This is a genomic window from Moraxella nasovis, from assembly GCF_022701215.1.
GTDB lineage: Bacteria > Pseudomonadota > Gammaproteobacteria > Pseudomonadales > Moraxellaceae > Moraxella > Moraxella nasovis.
This window is the reverse complement of the sequence record NZ_CP089976.1, coordinates 1,141,735-1,159,589: the sequence shown is the minus strand read 5'-3', so window position 1 is coordinate 1,159,589 and position 17,855 is coordinate 1,141,735. Positions and strand designations below refer to the sequence as shown.

The following is a 17,855-nucleotide window of genomic DNA, read 5'->3' as shown; positions in this document are numbered from 1 at the left end:
TCAATCGGTTTGGCTGGCAAGAGGTTTAAATTTGGATATCTTAAATTAGGCTTTATATCCGTTAGGGTTATTACTTTGCCAACGCCAAGTATCTACGCACATTCTGCCAATGTCAAACTCTGCCGTCCAGCCAAGTAACGCTTTGGCTTTATCACTACTGGCATAACAAGCAGCGATATCTCCTGCTCGACGTGGGGCAATCACATACGGCACAGCCTGCCCTGTGGTGCGGACAAAGGCACTGACAAGCTCAAGCACAGATGTGCCACGTCCTGTACCTAAGTTGATTGGCTCAAAGCCAAACGGATTATTTTGGCGTTCAATATACCCTAAAGCCGATACATGACCTTTTGCCAAATCCACCACATGAATGTAATCTCGCACGCCTGTGCCGTCAGGGGTGTCATAATCATCGCCAAATACTGATAATTTTGGTAATTTTCCTACCGCCACTTGGCTGATGTACGGCATAAGATTGTTGGGAATGTCGCTTGGGTCTTCGCCAATCGTGCCTGACACATCTGCCCCTATCGGATTAAAATACCGTAAAGATATAATGCTAAAATCCTTATCAGCTTTTGCCAAATCTTCTAAAATATACTCCACCATCAGTTTAGATTGCCCATAAGGATTGGTGGTAGAGCGTGGCATATCTTCGGTAATCGGTAAGGCGGCAGGGTCACCATAGACGGTCGCCGATGATGAAAATACAAAATTTTTGACGTTAAATTGTTGCATAATTTCTAATAAATTAAGCGTGCCTGCCACATTGTTTTGGTAATATGTAACAGGTTTATCAACGCTCTCGCCTACCGCTTTTAGCCCTGCAAAATGAATGACGGCAAAAAAGTTGTGCTCACTAAAGGTTTTGGCAAGCAAGGCTTTATCCAAGACATCACCTTTGATAAAGTCAATTTTTTGGCAAGCAATCTTTGCCACTCGCTCTAGGGCAATAGGGCTAGAATTGGATAAATTGTCATAAACAATCGGTTTAAACCCTGCTTTGATAAGCTCAATTAAGGTGTGCGAGCCAATATAGCCTGCCCCGCCCGTTACTAAGATTTTTTTCATTTTTAAATCCTTTTTTAAAGTGTAGCGACACTCCCTACGATTTACATAGAAGAAAAATCACAACTGTCGTCCAATTCCTATATAATCGCCCTTATACTGTGCCACTTGGCTATCTGTCAAAATATTTTTAGCATCAAAAATTGGAAGATTAACTTTATTTAGCTCATGAATATCAGGCGGTAATAAGCCTGACCAGTTCACAATAAATAATCCGTCTGCCTGTGTTAAATGCGTATACGGCTCATCAATTAACGTAAGTAACGGCTCATCACCATATCGCTTCGACAACTCAAAAGCGGTGTTATTAACATAAACAAACGTGCTAATCTGATACGACCACAACAAATTTAACAGCTCATGGATAGCAGAATTGGTGGTGCGAGATGTGCCAATGCGATAGCCTGCCCCCCAAATAACCACCGTTTTATGCTCAATAAAACCGTTAAAATATCGCCAAAACTTGCGAAAAATCAGCTCTTTTTGGTCGCTGTTAATAGCACGCACAGCACTAAGCAGTTGCGTATTAACTTGGTTTTGGGCAAAGGTTTTAGATAGCAGCTCAATCTCAGTTGGCAGTGCCTTACCGCCAAAGCCCCAACCTGCCGACAGATACGCCCCACCGATACGACTGTCTTTACCCATAATACGCTCAATATCACAGATATTGATGTGCTGGTTGTCGGCAAGTCGTGCCATTTCATTCATAAAACTTAAGCGTGTGGCAAGCATTGCCATAATACTTGTGCGAGCAAATTCAATGGTTTTGATGTCGGCAACTTCACAAGTTTTGGCATTTTTTTGTAAAAACAGTAAAATCTTGCACGCCTGCACACTATCTGCCGTTTTTTCGCCAATGATAAGTAAATCTGCCCCAAAAAACGCACTAAAATTTGCCCCATCTTTCATAAAAATAAACGGCAAATAGTACACCCAAGCGGTCTTTAGCTGTTTGGCAAGCTTGTTTATCTCACCCATTGCCTTTGTGCCACTTACGATAATTTGGCTGTGTAAATTGTCTTGTTTTTTGACAAAAATCGTCAAATCATGATCACTGACTTCATCAACAAACAACCATACACGCTGTTTATTGGCAATATCTTTAATAACATCATTATCCATTGGCATAGCACAGATGCTACCTGTTTGCACATACATCTCCCAAAGAGCTGTCATTTGTTTGTCAAATTTATAATGTGCCAACGTTTGGTTAATGTCATCGTCATAGGCAAAACACATCACTTGTTTATCAAGACTGGCAAGTAAAATGCAAGCGTTCATGGCTTCATGATTACCACCAACAACATAAATCGCATCGTCCGTTTTATTCATACCGCCCCCTTTATCACGTTTAACAGCTGATTGGTTGAGCTGTCAAAACCAGTGCTTATCACACCATTTGTGAGTGCATCATACACTTGATTTGCCATCACCTTGCCAACTTCCACGCCCCATTGGTCAAAAGGATTGATGTGCCAAATTACACTCATCACATACACTTTATGCTCATACAAAGCAATCAATGCCCCAAGCGTCTTGGGGTTTAAATCCTTTAAAAGTAGCGTGGTGGACGGCTGATTGCCGCGGTATTGCTTAAATTTTGAGAACTGATCATCATTTGGCACAAGCTCACTTGGCAATGCCCCATTGCCAAACGCCAGCACTTGAGATTGAGCCAAGCAATTTGAGAGTGACAATTTATGCTGATTGGTCAGCTCGTCATTGGACGTTTGCCTGTCATTATAGCGATGAATGGGCGTGATAAAATCGCAAGACACCCTTTGCGTGCCTTGGTGAAGCAATTGATAAAAAGCGTGCTGAGCGTTTGAACCGATGTCGCCCCACAGCACAGGGCAAGTGCTGTACGCGACCGATTGCCCATCACGCCCCACCGATTTGCCGTTACTTTCCATCTCAAGCTGGGTTAAATAATTAGGGAAAAACGACAACCGCCCATCATAAGGCAACACCGTATGGGCGTTGATGTCTAAAAACGTGCTGTTCCATACACCAATCAAACCCAAAAGCACAGGCAAATTTTGGCAAAAAGGAGCGGTGGCAAAATGCCTATCCAGTTGATTTGCGCCTGCAAGCAGCTCATAAAAATGACCCATGCCAATCTTTATTGCAATAGCAAGTCCAATCACCGACCACATACTAAAGCGACCGCCAACCCAATCCCACAGCAAAAGCTGATTATCGCTGTGAATGCCCCACTCATTCATCTTATCGGGACGTGTGGATATGCCAATAAAATGGCGGCGTAAAATACTGTCTTTTATCCACGGCGTATCCCTACCCACCCGACCAAGTAGCCACGCCAAGGCGGTTTGGGCGTTTGATAAGGTATCAATCGTGCCAAAAGATTTTGAAGAAATGATAAATAAAGTCGTTTGTCGATTTAATACTTTTAATAAACTGTCAAGCTGTGTGCCGTCCATATTAGACACAAAATGCACCCGAATATCAGTATCTGCCCACTCATCAAGGGCAGTAGTCGCCATTAAAGGGCCAAGGTCAGAGCCACCCACACCGATGTTAACCACATCAGTAATCGCCTTGCCTGTATAGCCGCGCCAGATTTTTTGGCGAATGCGATTGACGATAGTTTGTGCTTTATCCAAACTGTCATGCACATTAACATTAACATCAATGCCATCAACAAATAACGGCTCATCTTTGGGCGAGCGTAAAGCTGTGTGCAAAGCTGGGCGATTCTCGGTGTCATTGACTTTTTTACCAGTGATTAACTCATTGATTTTATTAGATAAATCACAATCGTCAGCAAGCGTCAATAACTTATCTAAAATCGTGTCATTTATCGCCTGTTTGCTAAAGTCCATGTAAATATCGCACGCCTGCACAGCATACTTACTGCCACGCAAAGGATTGCTCGTAAATAATTGATTTAAATCCAACTCATTTTTGGCAAGTTGTTCTAAGGCTTGCCAAGTGCTTTGACAGGCTGAATGTCCTTTCATCTTTACGCCTTACTTCGTCTTGCCCAATGCTTGTTTAGCAAAATACATAAACGCCTGCATATAGCTAGTCATATCACCTGCATCAAAACTGTCGCCTGCCATCGTAACCACGTTTACCCCTTGTGTGCTAATCAAGGCATCAATGGCATCGGTAAGCTGAATTTCACCACCCACACTTGGCTTGGCATTTTGTAAAAACTCAAAAATAGCGTTGTTAAACACATAACGCCCCACCACCGCCAAATTACTAGGAGCAGCATCTGCCTTGGGTTTTTCTACAAAGCCTGTTACCGCAAAGGATTGATTTTGTTCGGTTTTTTCTAGCGTCTTAGTTTTGCCATCAAGCCTTGCAATGCCATATTTGTGAATATCTTTGTTTGCCACAGGCTCCACCAAAATCTGTGAATGCTCATTTTTGCTAAATTCATCAAGCATAAATGCCAAATTTTGGCTTTGATAATCAGTGGTATAAGGATTTAGGACCACATCAGGCAACAAAACAGCAAAATGATGATTACCCACCACCGAGCGAGCTTGCAATACTGCATGACCTAAGCCGAGCGGTTTGCCTTGGCGTACACTCACAATACTCACATCATTTGGCAAAAAGTTTAGGCTATCGGCAAGATTATCTTTGCCTTTGGTTCTAAGCTGAGTGTCAAGTTCGCTGTTGATGTCAAAATAGTTTTCAATCGCTACTTTTTGGGTGTGATTAACAAGGACGATGTTTTTTATCCCTGAAGCAATCGCTTCTTCAATGACATACTGTATGGCAGGCTTATCGCCAAGCGGTAACAGCTCTTTTGGCACAGCTTTAGATAAGGGCAACATACGAGTGCCAAAACCTGCGGTGGGAATGACAGCATAGGTAGGTTTGGTCATAATTTAGCTCATGCAGTGGTATCATGCCACTTAATCGTTATCTTTGGCATCATACTTAAAAAAAATAAGGTAAACTTTACATATCAGTAAAGTTTACCTTATTTTAATCAAGAATACAAAATAAGAATAGGGCTTGGCAAGCCGATAAGCCGGGTTCTGTCGTGGACGATCATTCATCTAGGCGTATCGTTGCCAATACGCTCAAGCAACCTACCCGAACTCTAGGCGGGCAGCCTAAATGAGTTCCTATTTGGTCTTGCTACACGTGGAGTTTACCATGCCATGAACTGTCGCCAGTCATGCGGTGGGCTCTTACCCCACCCTTTCACCCTTACCTTTACAGGCGGTCTGCTCTCTGTTGCACTGGTCGTAGGCTTTCACCTCCTAGCTGTTAGCTAGCACGTTGCCCTATGTAGCCCGGACTTTCCTCCCCATAAATATGCGGCGATCGTCTAGCTTGCCAAGTGCTTATTATAGCATACCTAGCGTCTATTGTTCTGTAATCTTTCGGTATTTTTCAAATAATTGCTCATGACTTTCATCATGCTTTGGGTCTTTTGGGATACAATCTACAGGGCAGATGTCAACACATTGTGGCGTGTCGTGATGCCCGACGCACTCAGTGCATAAGCTTGGATTAATGACGTAAATGTCATCGCCTGCACTGATGGCATCATTTGGGCAGACAGGTTCACACACATCACAGTTGATACATTCTTCGGTAATCTTTAACGCCATAACCCACCTAAACAAACTTTTTGGCAAAGCCATCAAGCACAAACTTTGGCACAAATTTTGAGACATCGCCACCAAGCTTAGCAACTTCTCGCACCAATGTTGATGATATAAAAGAATATTCTTGGGCAGGCGTCAGAAAAATCACCTCAAAGTTCTCATCTAAACTGCGATTCATGTTCGCCAAGCCAAACTCGTACTCAAAGTCTGATACCGCTCTTAGCCCTCGGATAACAGCACTTGTGCCTTCTTGCTTGGCAACATTCACCAAAAGCCCCTCAAAGCCAACCACGGTAATGCGTGAATTATCGCTAAAGACCTGCTTGACCATCGCCACCCGCTCATCAAAGCTAAACAGTGGTTTTTTATGGTGGGCAAATGCCACGGCAATAACCACTTCATCAAAGAGCTTTAAGGCTCGATTAACAAGGTCAATATGTCCATTTGTGATGGGGTCAAAAGTACCAGGATACAGGGCTTTTCTAGGGGGATGTATTGTCATTGCGTCAGCTTAGGTTAATTGAGGCAAACTTAGGCGACCTAAATTTATGCTAAAGTCGCTATGCTATCAAAATTTAGGCAGCTTTTAAACCTATTTTTAATTATCCAACTTACTGCCAAGCCGTCCAATCACCAAATGGACAGCTTAAGCGATAAATAGTAATAATTAACGACTCATAAAGCCTTGTTTGTTTAGATACTCAAGCATGAATGGACGCACTTCACCACCAAAGGTTGCTGCAATCTGAGCTGTCCAATCCATCTGTATGCCACGACCGTGATAATATTCACGCACCTGCTCGTTATAGTCATTAAGAGCAGCATCGCTTGCTACTTGGTAAGTATCAGTAGATACAAGCACATCTAGTGGTAAGCGTGGACGCTGAGACTGATTGATTTTTGAGCTCATGTCAGGGTGTCCTAGGCATAGTCCAAACAGTGGGACGACGTGCTTTGGCAGTTCAAGCAGTTCACTGGCACGGGCGATGTCATTACGAAGACTGCCGATGAACACACCGCCAAGCCCCAAGCTCTCAGCAGCCGCCAAGACATTTTGTGCCATTAATGCTGAATCAATCGCCCCAATCAGTGCCACCTCAGTCCAGTCAGTATTTACGTCAGCTAACTGATGATGTCGCTTAGCATCCATGCAAAACACCAAATACTCAGCACAGCTCTCCACATAGCCATGACCTAGACGTTTACCATCTGCCTGGGCTTGCTCGTAGGCTTGGGCATTCATATCACATGAAATTTGGCGAAATGCTGTACGCTTGGCAGGATCAACCACACGCACAATGCTGGTCGCCTGTAAAAAACTAGAAGTAGAAACCGCTCGCCCCGCCTCTAATATTGCTGTCAGCATCTCCTCTGAAATAGGCTCGCCTGTGTATTTACGAATAGAGCGGTGATCTAATAAAGTTTGTAAGGTTGGTTTACTGTCAATCATAACGTTTCCTAACGAATTTTGTGAATGTAAAGTCATTTATTAAAATACTTGCTCATCTTAGCAATTATCTCACCTAAAAGCAAACTTGTAAAAACACCTTACACCCACCAAAGCCGCTTGATTAAAATAAGCTTGATTAAAATAATAAGATTTATGTTAGTAAATGGTGAAAGTTACCCAAAAGCTCTTTAAATTTCATTTTAGACCCAAAAGCGTCTGGTATTTTTGTTATAATAGCCAAAAAAGCAAAGGATATTCACATGGCTAAAAAACCTGACAATCAAATTTGTGCCAACAAAAAGGCACGCCACGAATACTTTATTGAAGAGACCTTTGAAGCTGGCTTATCGCTTGAAGGCTGGGAAGTTAAGTCTATCCGTGCAGGCAAAATGGCGATTACCGATGCGTACGTCACTTTTAAAAATGGCGAAGCATTTTTATTTGGTGCTCACATTCAGCCACTATTAACCAGCTCAACTCACATCAATCCAGATAATATTCGCACCAGAAAACTGCTGCTGCATCGTCGTGAAATTGATAAGCTATTTGGCTTGGTCAACCAAAAAGGCTATGCGGTCGTGCCTTTATCCTGCTACTGGAAAAACGGCAAAGTTAAATGCCAAATCGCACTAGCAAAAGGTAAAAAACTCCATGACAAGCGTGCCACCTTAAAAGATAGAGATTGGCAAATGGACAAAAAACGTGGCTTTAAAAATATGCAACTGTAATCACTGTATCAAACGCCCCATCAAAACGGTCGGCAGGCAATTTTTCGACCGTTATTGCCTAGTAATTTTTATCGCTTAGTAACTTCTGCGGCGACTTACTAAGACACCTTGGATAATTAGGCATAAAATCCCCATCCAAATTAACCCATAGCTTGCCAGCATATCCATATCAAACTCTCCGCCAAGCACGGTGACAGCCAGCACAAACAATAAAGCAGGCTCAAGATAGCCAAGCATACCAAATAAGCTCACAGGCAGCCGATGATTCGCCTCAAGATTAGACTGCAATGCCAGTACGCTCAAAGCACCTAGCCCAAATATTTTCACCAAAATCCAGCCATCAAACAGCACCATACGAACGCCTTGCCAATCATTCATTAATAACCACAGCAGGCATACAGGAGCGATGATACAAGTGTCAAAATACAGCCCTGTCAATGCCCGAATACCCTGACGTCGTCGCATGATATAATAAATCGGATATGTGCCACACACCCAAAAAGTCGCCCAACTAATACTTCCTGTACGAATTATCTCAAGGGTAACGCCCACAGCTGCCAACGCCACAGCACACCATTGTAGTCGTGATAGCCGCTCTTTAAACAGTGCTGCCCCAAACAATACCATCACAAGCGGAAATAAAAAATAACCCATCGCTGTTGCCACACCGTGACCATTTAGCGGCGCCCACATGAACAGCCATAATTGACTTGCAAAAATCGGCGTAGGAATAAGCAACCAAAGCCACGACTTTAGCCCTTTTATCGCCCCAATGTCAGTTGCAACCACGGTCATCTGCCGAGTTAGGATTAAAAACAGTGTCATACAAACCCACATCATCACAAGCCGCCATAAGAACACACTTGTTCCAGATAAAATGGCGACCCATTTCCCATAAACATACAGCACGCCAAATAAGACATTTGACAATAACGCTAAGAACACCCCCATAAAAAGCGGGCTGTCCTTGATGTGGGGCTTTATAGGTGATTTTTTAGAGAATTGCTTTAATACACTCATTTTACTTCCAGTTTTTACCCTATGGGGTTTTTATGCTAAAATTCACCTTTGCAGCAAATTTTTTATGTCTATTTGATTGATACAATGAAAACACATACCACACTCGCCTTAATCGCCATCGCCTGTCTGATGTCCGCTTGCAACCAGCAAAGCACCCAAAGCCCATCGCCAAGTACCGACACTGCTACATCTCACACAACACCACTTAGCAATGAGACACAAAATCAGAATGTATCAGGCAGTGAGCTTAGCGAATCTAAGCCTATTATCACAGCCGATGGCAAAACCCAAATCAACTGGCAGCTTATCGACACGAACGAATCTCGAGCAAATCTCAATAGTTACAATTACCCTATCGCGATCGATAGCTTAGCGGTGAAAAACTACGCTAAAGCCTATGGCATCAGCGATAAAAAGGCTCAGCACAGCATCGTCGTTAGCATGGCAGCCCCAGAAGTGCTGGCTAAGGTCTTAGATCAGCTGATTGATGGCAAATACGTTGGGCATTCATTAACCGATGGAGACAATCCATCTTTAATCATCGAAACCACCGATGATGTAGTAGGCGAGACGCATGATTATGTATTTTCAGGGGAATTTGGCAAAGGGCTTGTTTTGCCTGTCATTATACAGCCACAATCGCCAAAAACGCATTAATCTTAATTATGAACGTGATTTTCTTTGGCTAACCGACCCAAGATAAATGGCAAGCATAACAATCACAGCACCGCTCCACTGAGCTTTGTTGATTGGCTTATGTAGCCAAAAATAATCAATAGCAAGTGCAGCCACAGGCTCAGATAAAAGTAAAAGCCCTGTTAAAGACAAAGCAAGCTTAGGAATACTATAGGCAATCAGCCCCCATGCCAAGCACTGCATGACCGCTCCATAGACTAATATCCAGCCCACTTCAGCAAATGTTGTGGGCATAAGCTGTCCTTGATTGTAAATGAGCATTACAGGCAATAAGGAGGCTGCCCCACCGATTCCAATGATGGTCATCATCGGCAAAATCGCCACGCTATCAAACTCATGCGTTCGCCGTACAAAAGCCATTGACAGTGCCAAGCATCCGCCAGAAGTGATACCTGAAATAAAGCCCCATAACGCCGCTTGGTTATGTGAAAACTCAGGGCTTGCAATAAGCAGCACACCAAATGACGCTAAAATCAAGCTAAACAGCTGCATTCTTGACTGACGTTCACCAAACCACACAAAGCCAATAAACGCCAAAAAGAAAATCTGTAAACTGTTTAATAGCGTTGAAATACCCGGGCCTACCGCATAGATACTCTCATGCCAAAGCCCAAGATCAAGCCCTAAAGCCACCCCAGACAGCAACGCAAACATGATGGCTTTGGGGTGACTTGGGAAAGCTTGGTGAAACATTCGTGCCAATACCCAAAAAATCAGCGTTGATACCAGCAGTCGCCAAAACGCCATTGCAAAACCACCAACACCATCAACATGAGCCACGATTAAACTGCCAAGACCAAACAGCACACAGCCGATAACCAGCCCAACCATAGAGCCAAGATTGCCACCATCGTGCTGTCTTATTTGCATGTCACTTGCCTATGTACGTTGATGCTCATGCAACAATGCCAAAAATGCTGATTCATCTAACACGGTCACACCCAGACTGTTTGCCTTATCAAGCTTAGACCCTGCTTTCTCGCCTGCCAGCACTACCGCTGTTTTTGCTGATACACTGCCCGACACTTTCGCCCCTAGCGCCTGCAAATGTGCCTTCGCTTCATCACGACCCATCGCAGACAGCGTGCCTGTTACCACCCAAGTTTGCCCATCAAGTGGTAAATCCGTCTGAGCGGTGAAAGGCTGCCAGTGCACGCCTAGCGTTATTAAGGCGTTAATCACCTCAATGTTATGTACAGCCCTAAAAAAATCATAAATATTATGAGCGGTAATCTCTCCCACATCAGGCACGCTTAACAGCTTATCGATACTAGCTTGCTGTAACTGCGGTAAATCACCAAATGCTGTCGCAAGATTCATCGCTGTACTTTCGCCCACACCACGAATACCTAATGCAAAAATAAATCTCGGCAAAGTGGTGGCTTTTGATTTTTCGATGGCAGCAAACATATTTTGTACCGACTTTTCACCTAAGCCTTCTAAGGTTACGAGCGTTTGTTGATGTGTGGGCAGTCGGTAAATATCTGCGACCGTCTTAATTAGCCCCATGTCGTGAAAGCTAATCAGCCACTGCTTACCCAATCCATCAATATCCATCGCACGACGAGACACAAAATGGATGAGTGCCTCTTTGGCTTGGGCAGCACAAAATAAACCACCTGTGCAGCGAGCTAGGGCTTCACCCTCTGGTAGCACCACAGGCGATTCACACACAGGACAGCTTGTGGGTAGCTCAATACTTTGGGCGTCGCTTGGTCTTAAATCCACCATCACACCGCCAACCTTAGGAATCACGTCGCCTGCACGATGGATACTCACCATATCACCTACCATCAGCCCAAGCCTGCCAATCTCACCAAAATTATGTAGCGTTACATTGCTAACGGTAACGCCACCCACACTCACAGGCTCAAGCTTACCAACAGGGGTTAGCTGACCTGTCCTGCCGACCTGCCATTCTACAGCCATCAGCCGAGTTACTGCCGATTCTGCAGCGAACTTATACGCTGTCGCCCATCGTGGCTCACGACTTAAAAAGCCCAAATCCTCTTGTAAGGCAAGTGAATTAACCTTAATCACCATACCATCAATTTCAAAGGGTAAATCACTGCGAGTGCGTGCCACATCATCATAATAAGCTTGAATATCTTTTGCACTGCGTGCTGTCTGCACAGGCGTAGTCTCAAAGCCAAGCTCCCTAAGGTATGCCAATGCACCACTTTGGCTGGTAATATCACTTGGCAAACCTTGATTCACCGAATACCCAAAAAACGCCAATGGACGAGCAGCAGCAATAGCAGGATTTAGCTGTCTTAGCGAGCCTGCTGCTGCATTTCTTGGATTGGCAAAAGTCTTCTCACCACGTTCGATAGCCTGCTTATTTAAACGTGCAAATCCTGCCTTAGGCATTAACACCTCACCCCTAATCTCAAGCAGGTCAATATTCGTACATTTTGGTAAAAACAGTGGTAAATTACGAATCGTCTTAATGTTTAGCGTAATATCCTCACCCACTCGTCCATCACCTCGGGTTAGTGCCTGACTAAACTTGCCATGCACATATTTTAAGGATACCGCCAAACCATCAAGTTTTAGCTCCATTTCATATTCTGGATTTTGATGGGATTGATCCAAGCGGTCATTGATACGCCGCATAAATGCTATCAGCTCATCATAACTAAAGACATTTCCCAAAGACAGCATGGCAATATCATGCTTAATTTGCATAAAAGCAGGCAATGGCTTATCACCAACGCTATCAGTTGGGCTGTCTGGCTGTCTTAGTTGGGGATACTGCTCTTCTAAGGCTATTAGTCGCTTTCTAATATCGTCATATTCGCTGTCGCTGATGGTTGGATTATCTAGCACATAATACGCATGATTATGCTGCTTTAGCACAGTGATTAGCTGACGCATTTGGCTTACGATATCGTGATTTGGGCTTGTTTGTTTTGGTAGATCATTCATGGTTTAGCGTTGCAATGTTAAAAAATTAGTCAATGTACCATAAGCCTAACAATTTTTAAATGGTATTTTAAAGCATTTGAGCCTTTATAACACTTTTTATAAAATAAAAATAATTTGGCAATATTTTAAACGCTTTTGTATGAAAAATAACTAAATCTTAGCAAGAGTTTGCCGCCTGCCGCTTCTGCTAAATGGATAGCTAATGTTCACACCAAAAATTAGCTGTGTACTAGGGACGCCATCTTTTACTACAGTTTCAAAGACGTATGGGTTTTGCATTAAAAAGATGATTGCACCAAACCGATGATGGTTGCATCTTTTATTAAAATCATAAAAAATTGCACTTTTGCGAAAAAACCGCCAAATTGACATTTGACGGCTTTGCAATATTGCGGTTATGATTATTGTTCAATGCCTTTCATGGTTAGCTTAATGCGTCCACGATTGTCAATGTCTTGCACTTGCACTTTAACCGTTTGACCTTCTTTTAGGTAATCACCCACGCTCTCTACACGTTCATCTGATATTTGGCTGATATGCACCAAGCCATCTGTGCCAGGCAATACGGTAACGAATGCCCCAAAGTCTACGATACGGGCTACGGTGCCTTCATAGACCTTACCAACTTCAACTTCAGCGGTCAGCACTTCGATTTGGTTTAATGCTGCACGAGTTGACGCCTTATTTTGTCCAAAGATACGAATAGTGCCATTGTCGTCAATGTCAATGGTTGCACCCGTCTCTTCAGTCAAGGCACGAATGGTAGCACCGCCTTTACCGATAACATCACGGATTTTCTCAGGATTAATCTCAATGGTTGCATAGTTTGGCGCATGAGCATTAATCTCAGTGCGAGATTCAGCAATGACATCATTCATAGCGTTTAGGATATGGATACGCCCTGCATGAGCTTGCTTTAAAGCTTGCTCCATGATGTCGCTGGTAATGCCTTCAATCTTAATATCCATCTGTAAAGCTGTGATACCATTAACAGAACCTGCTACTTTAAAGTCCATATCGCCCAGATGGTCTTCATCACCTAAGATGTCAGACAGTACAGCAAAACGGTCGCCTTCTTTTACCAAGCCCATAGCAATGCCTGCCACAGGGGCTTTTAGCGGTACGCCAGCATCCATCAGCGATAATGACGCACCACACACTGACGCCATTGAGCTTGAGCCATTTGATTCGGTAATCTCAGAAACCACACGGATAGTGTATGGGAAGCGTTCTGCTGCAGGAAGCATGGCTTGTACGCCACGTCGAGCAAGGCGTCCATGGCCGATTTCACGACGCTTTGGCCCGCCTTCACGTCCCGTCTCACCCACTGAATAATGCGGGAAGTTATAGTGTAACATAAAGCTGTCTTGTTTAGTGCCTGCTAGGCTATCTACAAGATTCACATCACGGCTACTGCCTAATGTCGTGACCACAAGTGCTTGGGTTTCACCACGAGTGAATAAAGCTGAACCATGCGTATAAGGCAGCACGCCCACTTGGATATCCAAGGCACGCACAGTCTCTAAGTCACGCCCATCAATACGTGGCTTGCCTGATAGAATGTTATCACGCACAGTGCGGTATTTTAGGGTGTCAAACAGCTCTTTGATGTGGTTGACTTTTTCTTCATAGTCTTCTGCTGTCTCATCGCCTGCTAAAGCTAGGGCTTCAGTTTGCAATTCATCTAAGCGTGCATAACGATCTTGCTTGACAGTAATGGTGTAGGCTTCACTTACTTTATCGGTAAATTTAGCTTTTAATTCGTCATTTAAAGCCTCGTCAATCGCAGGAGCGATGAATTCTTGTTTGGTAACGCCAACCGCTTCGGCAAAGGCATTGATATTATCAATCACGATTTGCTGTTGGGCATGTCCATATAGCACCGCACCAAGCATTTGATCTTCTGAGAGCTCTTTTGCTTCAGATTCCACCATCAAGACAGCTGATTTGGTACCTGCAACAACCAAATCAAGCTCGCTTTGTTTTACATCAGCAAGAGTTGGGTTTAGTACATATTCGCCATCAATAAAGCCCACACGTGCCGCTCCAATTGGACCGTTAAATGGGGCTGGGCTAATTGCCAATGCAGCAGACGTACCAATCATGGCAGCAATGTCAGCATCTTGGGTTTTACCCGATGAAATGACGGTCGCTGTTACTTGGATTTCGTTATAGTAGCCTTCTGGGAATAGCGGACGAATTGGGCGGTCGATTAGACGGCTAGTCAGCGTCTCAAATTCGCTAGCACGGCCTTCACGCTTGCCATAACCACCGGGGATTTTACCAGCAGCATACATTTTTTCTTGGTAGTTTACGGTCAATGGGAAAAAGTCTTGACCTGGGTTGGCAGTAGGACGCACAACCACAGCAACTAATACTGATACATCACCCATGTGGACAAGTACGCTATTAGCTTGGCGAGCCACACGACCTGTCTCTAAGACAACCTGCTGATTGCCGTACTGGAATTCTTGACGAATTGTGTTAAACATAATATTTCCTTTCTAATAGGTTGGGTAATTTAAAGCCCTAAGAGTGGCATTCTTTATATCTTGACCAAATGGCATTATTACCAAATTACCAACGCAAGAAGAATCCCAATCTTTAGAGATCTAAATTTACCCAAAACAAAAAACAAAACGACATACTGTTAGGCATGCCGTTTTATATCACGATGGGGATTTAAGCCATAAGACACTTCGCCCATCTTAATAACCGATTAACGGCGAAGACCAAGCGAGCTGATAAGGTCTGTATAGCGGTTTAGATCCTTACCCTTTAGATAGTCAAGCAGTTTACGGCGTTGGTTTACCATACGGATTAGACCACGACGGCTGTGATGGTCAGCTTTATGAGCTTTAAAGTGAGCTTGCAAATCATTAATGCGAGCGGTCAAAAGAGCTACTTGAACTTCTGGGCTACCCGTGTCGTTTTCACTTTGTTTGTATTTTGCGATGATGTCGCTACGGTCTTGAGTGGTTAACATAGTCGTTTCCTAATTTAAGCAATGCAGGATAAATTCGGGCAAACGTTGCATTGCCAAAGTCTGCCTAATCTTTAAATTTAAAATGCCAAATTGACACATCGTTCATTATAACACACAATAAAGCGATGTACAATAAATCAATCCCCTGCGTATACACAGGGGATTGATTTATTTTGGCAATTAACCAATCGCATTACAGTCTATTAAAAACTATAACGCACGCCAACTTTTGCTCCGTATTGGTTTGCCTTAATACCATCAAATTTGCCAAGATAGTTGTATTGAACACCAGCATCAAGTGCTAAATTTGGATTAACCGCATATTGTACGCCTGCAAGTACGCCTGCACCAACTTTGGTGTCCTTATGTTTAGCGATATTTTGAGTTTTGCTAGATTGTTGTCCGTTATATGAGGCATAACCAGTGATATCATGACTAACTTTTAATTGGTTAATACCAATACGTCCGCCAACATAAGGGGTAAAACCTGATACCGTCTGTAAATCATAAATGGCTGATAGACCCACAGACTGAATCTTACCTTCAACGTTATTAACGCCTTTCGCTGATAACAAAGCAGGATTTAATGGCGTATTAATACGTCGCTCTACAATTTGTGTTACTGTATTTAGCTCACCTTGGGTAAGATTACGTTCTTCAATCTTCTCAATTTTACCAAAATTGGTATAATCTAGTTGATAACGGGTATTACCCAAATCTTTACCAACAGCGATGCTAAAACTGGTTGAATTATCTTTTAGCTTATCGCCATCTTCTTTGGCTTCTAATTTAGAATAGCCGACATCGCCTTGTACATATAGACCATTGGTATTGAAATTTAAATTTGCCATGGCTGCACTTGAAATGCCAGCTAGAGCAACCGCAAGTAGTACTTTTTTCATAAACTTACCTTAATAAAAAGAGATAACAATTGCTTAATAACAAGCAAAGCGACATTATTCTACCCCTCCCTGTAACCTTTTGGCAAGTATATTTTTATATTTTTACAAAAAATTACAAAGTGCTGTGTACCACTCGCATAGGTTGCAATCGCCCAGTTATTTCAACTTGCCCAAGTCCTACAAATCTGCCATTATGATACAGACGCACTTGCACGACTTCCTCACTAAATTTAAGCTCGCCAATTCTATCCTTGATATTCAATCGTTGTCCCATTTTTATCCGCTTGGTTTCACTCTCATTTAATAAGACAATCGGCAGATGCGTCAAAAGTGCGTCAATCGGTAGCAATTTGTCAAATCGCTCATCAAACGCCAAGTTTTCCAGCTCATCAAGGCTTAGGGCATTTGCCACATCAAAACCGCCTGTCTTAGTGCGATGAAGTGCGGTCAAATGCCCCACTGTACCAAGCAAATTTGCCACAGTTTCACCTAAGACGCGCACATAAGTGCCTTTAGAGCAGATAACGTGTAAAGCAATCTCATCATCAGACAGCTTATCTAATGTCAAGCTTGTGATATGAATGGGTCGAGCTTGACGTTCAATCTGTAAGCCTTGCCTTGCATATTCGTACAGTTTTTTACCGTCTTTTTTAAGAGCTGAATACATAGGCGGCGTCTGTAAAATATCGCCAGTCAGCTTGCTTGCAACTTCAGCTAAGGCATTATGATGAAATGTCGGCACAGGCTGAGTGTCAATCATCTGCCCTTCTTTATCGCCTGTGTCAGTCTGCACGCCAAGGCGAATGGTGGCGGTGTAGCCTTTATCGGCATCAAGCCCAAAACTGCTAAATTTGGTCGCCTCACCAAAACAAATCGGCAAAAGCCCTGTCGCCATTGGGTCTAGCGTACCAGTATGCCCTGCTTTTTTGCTGTCAAACTGTGCTGACTTAAACAGGTATTTTGCCTTAGCAAGTGCTTGATGTGAGCTTAGACCCTGCGGTTTATTAAGCAATAAAACACCGCTAACAATGCGTTTAGTCATTGGTATCATCATCAGTAGCACTGGCTTTGGTTTTTTGCATCGCTTCATTCACAAGATGCGTCATATAATTGCCATGTGCCACCACTTCATCATAATGAAAGCGTAACCGTGGTGTGGTGCGAGTTTTCATGGTGTGGCTAAGCTCAGTGCGTAAAAATCCAGCAGCGTTTTTAAGCACTTCTAGGCTTGCTTTATGTGATTCTTTATTCATTCCGCCATCTTGAGACGGCTCTAAAATGGTGACATACACATCGGCATAACCCAAATCAGGGCTGACTTTTACCGACGAAATCGTAACAAAGCCTGTCAGACGTGGGTCATTAATCTCATCACGAATAAGAACAGCAAGCGTACGCTGAATTTGGTCGGCTAGGCGTTGTAAACGTTGATTCATAATATTTCTCTGTTATAAATAATCAAATAGTATAGCGGATTTC

17 protein-coding genes and 1 other RNA gene are annotated in these 17,855 nt (G+C 43.3%); 2 read left to right on the top strand and 16 right to left on the bottom strand.

What is annotated here, in order from left to right:
- Positions 1-45: 45 nt before the first annotated feature.
- From galE to nfsA, 8 genes are all read right to left on the bottom strand, one after another.
- The gene (gene galE / locus LU293_RS05680; RefSeq protein WP_242746194.1) at positions 46-1,071 is read right to left on the bottom strand and encodes a UDP-glucose 4-epimerase GalE; all 1,026 of its coding nucleotides are present in this window, start codon (positions 1,069-1,071) and stop codon (positions 46-48) included.
- 57 nt (positions 1,072-1,128) lie between these two features.
- Positions 1,129-2,400: a UDP-glucose 6-dehydrogenase gene (locus LU293_RS05675; RefSeq protein ID WP_242746192.1), complete on the bottom strand. Its 1,272-nt coding sequence runs from the start codon at positions 2,398-2,400 to the stop codon at positions 1,129-1,131.
- Complete coding sequence (gene pgi, locus LU293_RS05670) at positions 2,397-4,049, bottom strand: glucose-6-phosphate isomerase (protein ID WP_242746189.1); 1,653 nt, start codon at positions 4,047-4,049, stop codon at positions 2,397-2,399. The genes LU293_RS05675 and pgi overlap by 4 nt, the downstream gene beginning before the upstream one ends.
- Positions 4,050-4,058: 9 nt before the next feature.
- Positions 4,059-4,931, bottom strand: coding sequence for a UTP--glucose-1-phosphate uridylyltransferase (locus LU293_RS05665; protein ID WP_242746185.1), 873 nt, complete (start codon positions 4,929-4,931; stop codon positions 4,059-4,061).
- A gap of 129 nt (positions 4,932-5,060) precedes the next feature.
- Positions 5,061-5,395: RNase P RNA component class A (gene rnpB, locus LU293_RS05660), an RNA gene on the bottom strand.
- Positions 5,396-5,420: 25 nt separating this feature from the next.
- Positions 5,421-5,669 (bottom strand): YfhL family 4Fe-4S dicluster ferredoxin, encoded by a 249-nt coding sequence (locus tag LU293_RS05655; protein ID WP_242746182.1) that lies wholly within the window; start codon positions 5,667-5,669, stop codon positions 5,421-5,423.
- A 7-nt stretch (positions 5,670-5,676) separates the two neighbouring features.
- On the bottom strand, positions 5,677-6,168 hold the full coding sequence (gene coaD, locus LU293_RS05650; protein WP_242746178.1) for a pantetheine-phosphate adenylyltransferase: 492 nt from the start codon (positions 6,166-6,168) through the stop codon (positions 5,677-5,679).
- Positions 6,169-6,333: 165 nt separating this feature from the next.
- The gene (gene nfsA, locus LU293_RS05645) at positions 6,334-7,116 is read right to left on the bottom strand and encodes an oxygen-insensitive NADPH nitroreductase (protein ID WP_242746175.1); all 783 of its coding nucleotides are present in this window, start codon (positions 7,114-7,116) and stop codon (positions 6,334-6,336) included.
- 260 nt (positions 7,117-7,376) lie between these two features.
- Here nfsA and smpB point away from each other — a divergent pair, with 260 nt between their 5' ends.
- On the top strand, positions 7,377-7,844 hold the full coding sequence (gene smpB / locus LU293_RS05640) for an SsrA-binding protein SmpB (protein WP_242746172.1): 468 nt from the start codon (positions 7,377-7,379) through the stop codon (positions 7,842-7,844).
- Positions 7,845-7,919: 75 nt separating this feature from the next.
- On the opposite strand, the gene rarD is transcribed toward smpB, so the two are convergent.
- On the bottom strand, positions 7,920-8,864 hold the full coding sequence (gene rarD / locus LU293_RS05635; protein ID WP_242746169.1) for an EamA family transporter RarD: 945 nt from the start codon (positions 8,862-8,864) through the stop codon (positions 7,920-7,922).
- 84 nt (positions 8,865-8,948) lie between these two features.
- Here rarD and LU293_RS05630 point away from each other — a divergent pair, with 84 nt between their 5' ends.
- Complete coding sequence (locus tag LU293_RS05630) at positions 8,949-9,521, top strand: hypothetical protein (RefSeq protein WP_242746166.1); 573 nt, start codon at positions 8,949-8,951, stop codon at positions 9,519-9,521.
- A 6-nt stretch (positions 9,522-9,527) separates the two neighbouring features.
- On the opposite strand, the gene LU293_RS05625 is transcribed toward LU293_RS05630, so the two are convergent.
- The 7 genes from LU293_RS05625 to LU293_RS05595 form a co-directional block, all read right to left on the bottom strand.
- Positions 9,528-10,430: a DMT family transporter gene (locus LU293_RS05625; protein ID WP_242746164.1), complete on the bottom strand. Its 903-nt coding sequence runs from the start codon at positions 10,428-10,430 to the stop codon at positions 9,528-9,530.
- 9 nt (positions 10,431-10,439) lie between these two features.
- Complete coding sequence (ligA, locus tag LU293_RS05620; protein WP_242746162.1) at positions 10,440-12,488, bottom strand: NAD-dependent DNA ligase LigA; 2,049 nt, start codon at positions 12,486-12,488, stop codon at positions 10,440-10,442.
- A gap of 401 nt (positions 12,489-12,889) precedes the next feature.
- Positions 12,890-14,980, bottom strand: a complete 2,091-nt coding sequence (gene pnp / locus LU293_RS05615; RefSeq protein ID WP_242746161.1) for a polyribonucleotide nucleotidyltransferase — start codon at positions 14,978-14,980, stop codon at positions 12,890-12,892.
- A gap of 227 nt (positions 14,981-15,207) precedes the next feature.
- Entirely contained in the window at positions 15,208-15,474 is a 267-nt protein-coding gene (gene rpsO / locus LU293_RS05610) for a 30S ribosomal protein S15 (protein WP_242746159.1), read from the bottom strand.
- A 203-nt stretch (positions 15,475-15,677) separates the two neighbouring features.
- Positions 15,678-16,376, bottom strand: a complete 699-nt coding sequence (locus LU293_RS05605; protein WP_242746157.1) for an opacity family porin — start codon at positions 16,374-16,376, stop codon at positions 15,678-15,680.
- Between the two features lie 112 nt (positions 16,377-16,488).
- Positions 16,489-17,430: a tRNA pseudouridine(55) synthase TruB gene (truB, locus tag LU293_RS05600; RefSeq protein WP_375540361.1), complete on the bottom strand. Its 942-nt coding sequence runs from the start codon at positions 17,428-17,430 to the stop codon at positions 16,489-16,491.
- The gene (locus LU293_RS05595) at positions 17,411-17,812 is read right to left on the bottom strand and encodes a ribosome-binding factor A (protein ID WP_242746153.1); all 402 of its coding nucleotides are present in this window, start codon (positions 17,810-17,812) and stop codon (positions 17,411-17,413) included. The genes truB and LU293_RS05595 overlap by 20 nt, the downstream gene beginning before the upstream one ends.
- Positions 17,813-17,855 lie beyond the last annotated feature (43 nt).

What these genes read in the sequence shown, in the direction of transcription:
- galE (WP_242746194.1), bottom strand. Translation starts at nt 1,071, where the DNA reads ATGAAAAAAATCTTAGTAACGGGCGGGGCAGGCTATATTGGCTCGCAC.
- LU293_RS05675 (WP_242746192.1), bottom strand. Translation starts at nt 2,400, where the DNA reads ATGAATAAAACGGACGATGCGATTTATGTTGTTGGTGGTAATCATGAA.
- pgi (WP_242746189.1), bottom strand. Translation starts at nt 4,049, where the DNA reads ATGAAAGGACATTCAGCCTGTCAAAGCACTTGGCAAGCCTTAGAACAA.
- LU293_RS05665 (WP_242746185.1), bottom strand. Translation starts at nt 4,931, where the DNA reads ATGACCAAACCTACCTATGCTGTCATTCCCACCGCAGGTTTTGGCACT.
- LU293_RS05655 (WP_242746182.1), bottom strand. Translation starts at nt 5,669, where the DNA reads ATGGCGTTAAAGATTACCGAAGAATGTATCAACTGTGATGTGTGTGAA.
- coaD (WP_242746178.1), bottom strand. Translation starts at nt 6,168, where the DNA reads ATGACAATACATCCCCCTAGAAAAGCCCTGTATCCTGGTACTTTTGAC.
- nfsA (WP_242746175.1), bottom strand. Translation starts at nt 7,116, where the DNA reads ATGATTGACAGTAAACCAACCTTACAAACTTTATTAGATCACCGCTCT.
- smpB (WP_242746172.1), top strand. Translation starts at nt 7,377, where the DNA reads ATGGCTAAAAAACCTGACAATCAAATTTGTGCCAACAAAAAGGCACGC.
- rarD (WP_242746169.1), bottom strand. Translation starts at nt 8,864, where the DNA reads ATGAGTGTATTAAAGCAATTCTCTAAAAAATCACCTATAAAGCCCCAC.
- LU293_RS05630 (WP_242746166.1), top strand. Translation starts at nt 8,949, where the DNA reads ATGAAAACACATACCACACTCGCCTTAATCGCCATCGCCTGTCTGATG.
- LU293_RS05625 (WP_242746164.1), bottom strand. Translation starts at nt 10,430, where the DNA reads ATGCAAATAAGACAGCACGATGGTGGCAATCTTGGCTCTATGGTTGGG.
- ligA (WP_242746162.1), bottom strand. Translation starts at nt 12,488, where the DNA reads ATGAATGATCTACCAAAACAAACAAGCCCAAATCACGATATCGTAAGC.
- pnp (WP_242746161.1), bottom strand. Translation starts at nt 14,980, where the DNA reads ATGTTTAACACAATTCGTCAAGAATTCCAGTACGGCAATCAGCAGGTT.
- rpsO (WP_242746159.1), bottom strand. Translation starts at nt 15,474, where the DNA reads ATGTTAACCACTCAAGACCGTAGCGACATCATCGCAAAATACAAACAA.
- LU293_RS05605 (WP_242746157.1), bottom strand. Translation starts at nt 16,376, where the DNA reads ATGAAAAAAGTACTACTTGCGGTTGCTCTAGCTGGCATTTCAAGTGCA.
- truB (WP_375540361.1), bottom strand. Translation starts at nt 17,430, where the DNA reads ATGATGATACCAATGACTAAACGCATTGTTAGCGGTGTTTTATTGCTT.
- LU293_RS05595 (WP_242746153.1), bottom strand. Translation starts at nt 17,812, where the DNA reads ATGAATCAACGTTTACAACGCCTAGCCGACCAAATTCAGCGTACGCTT.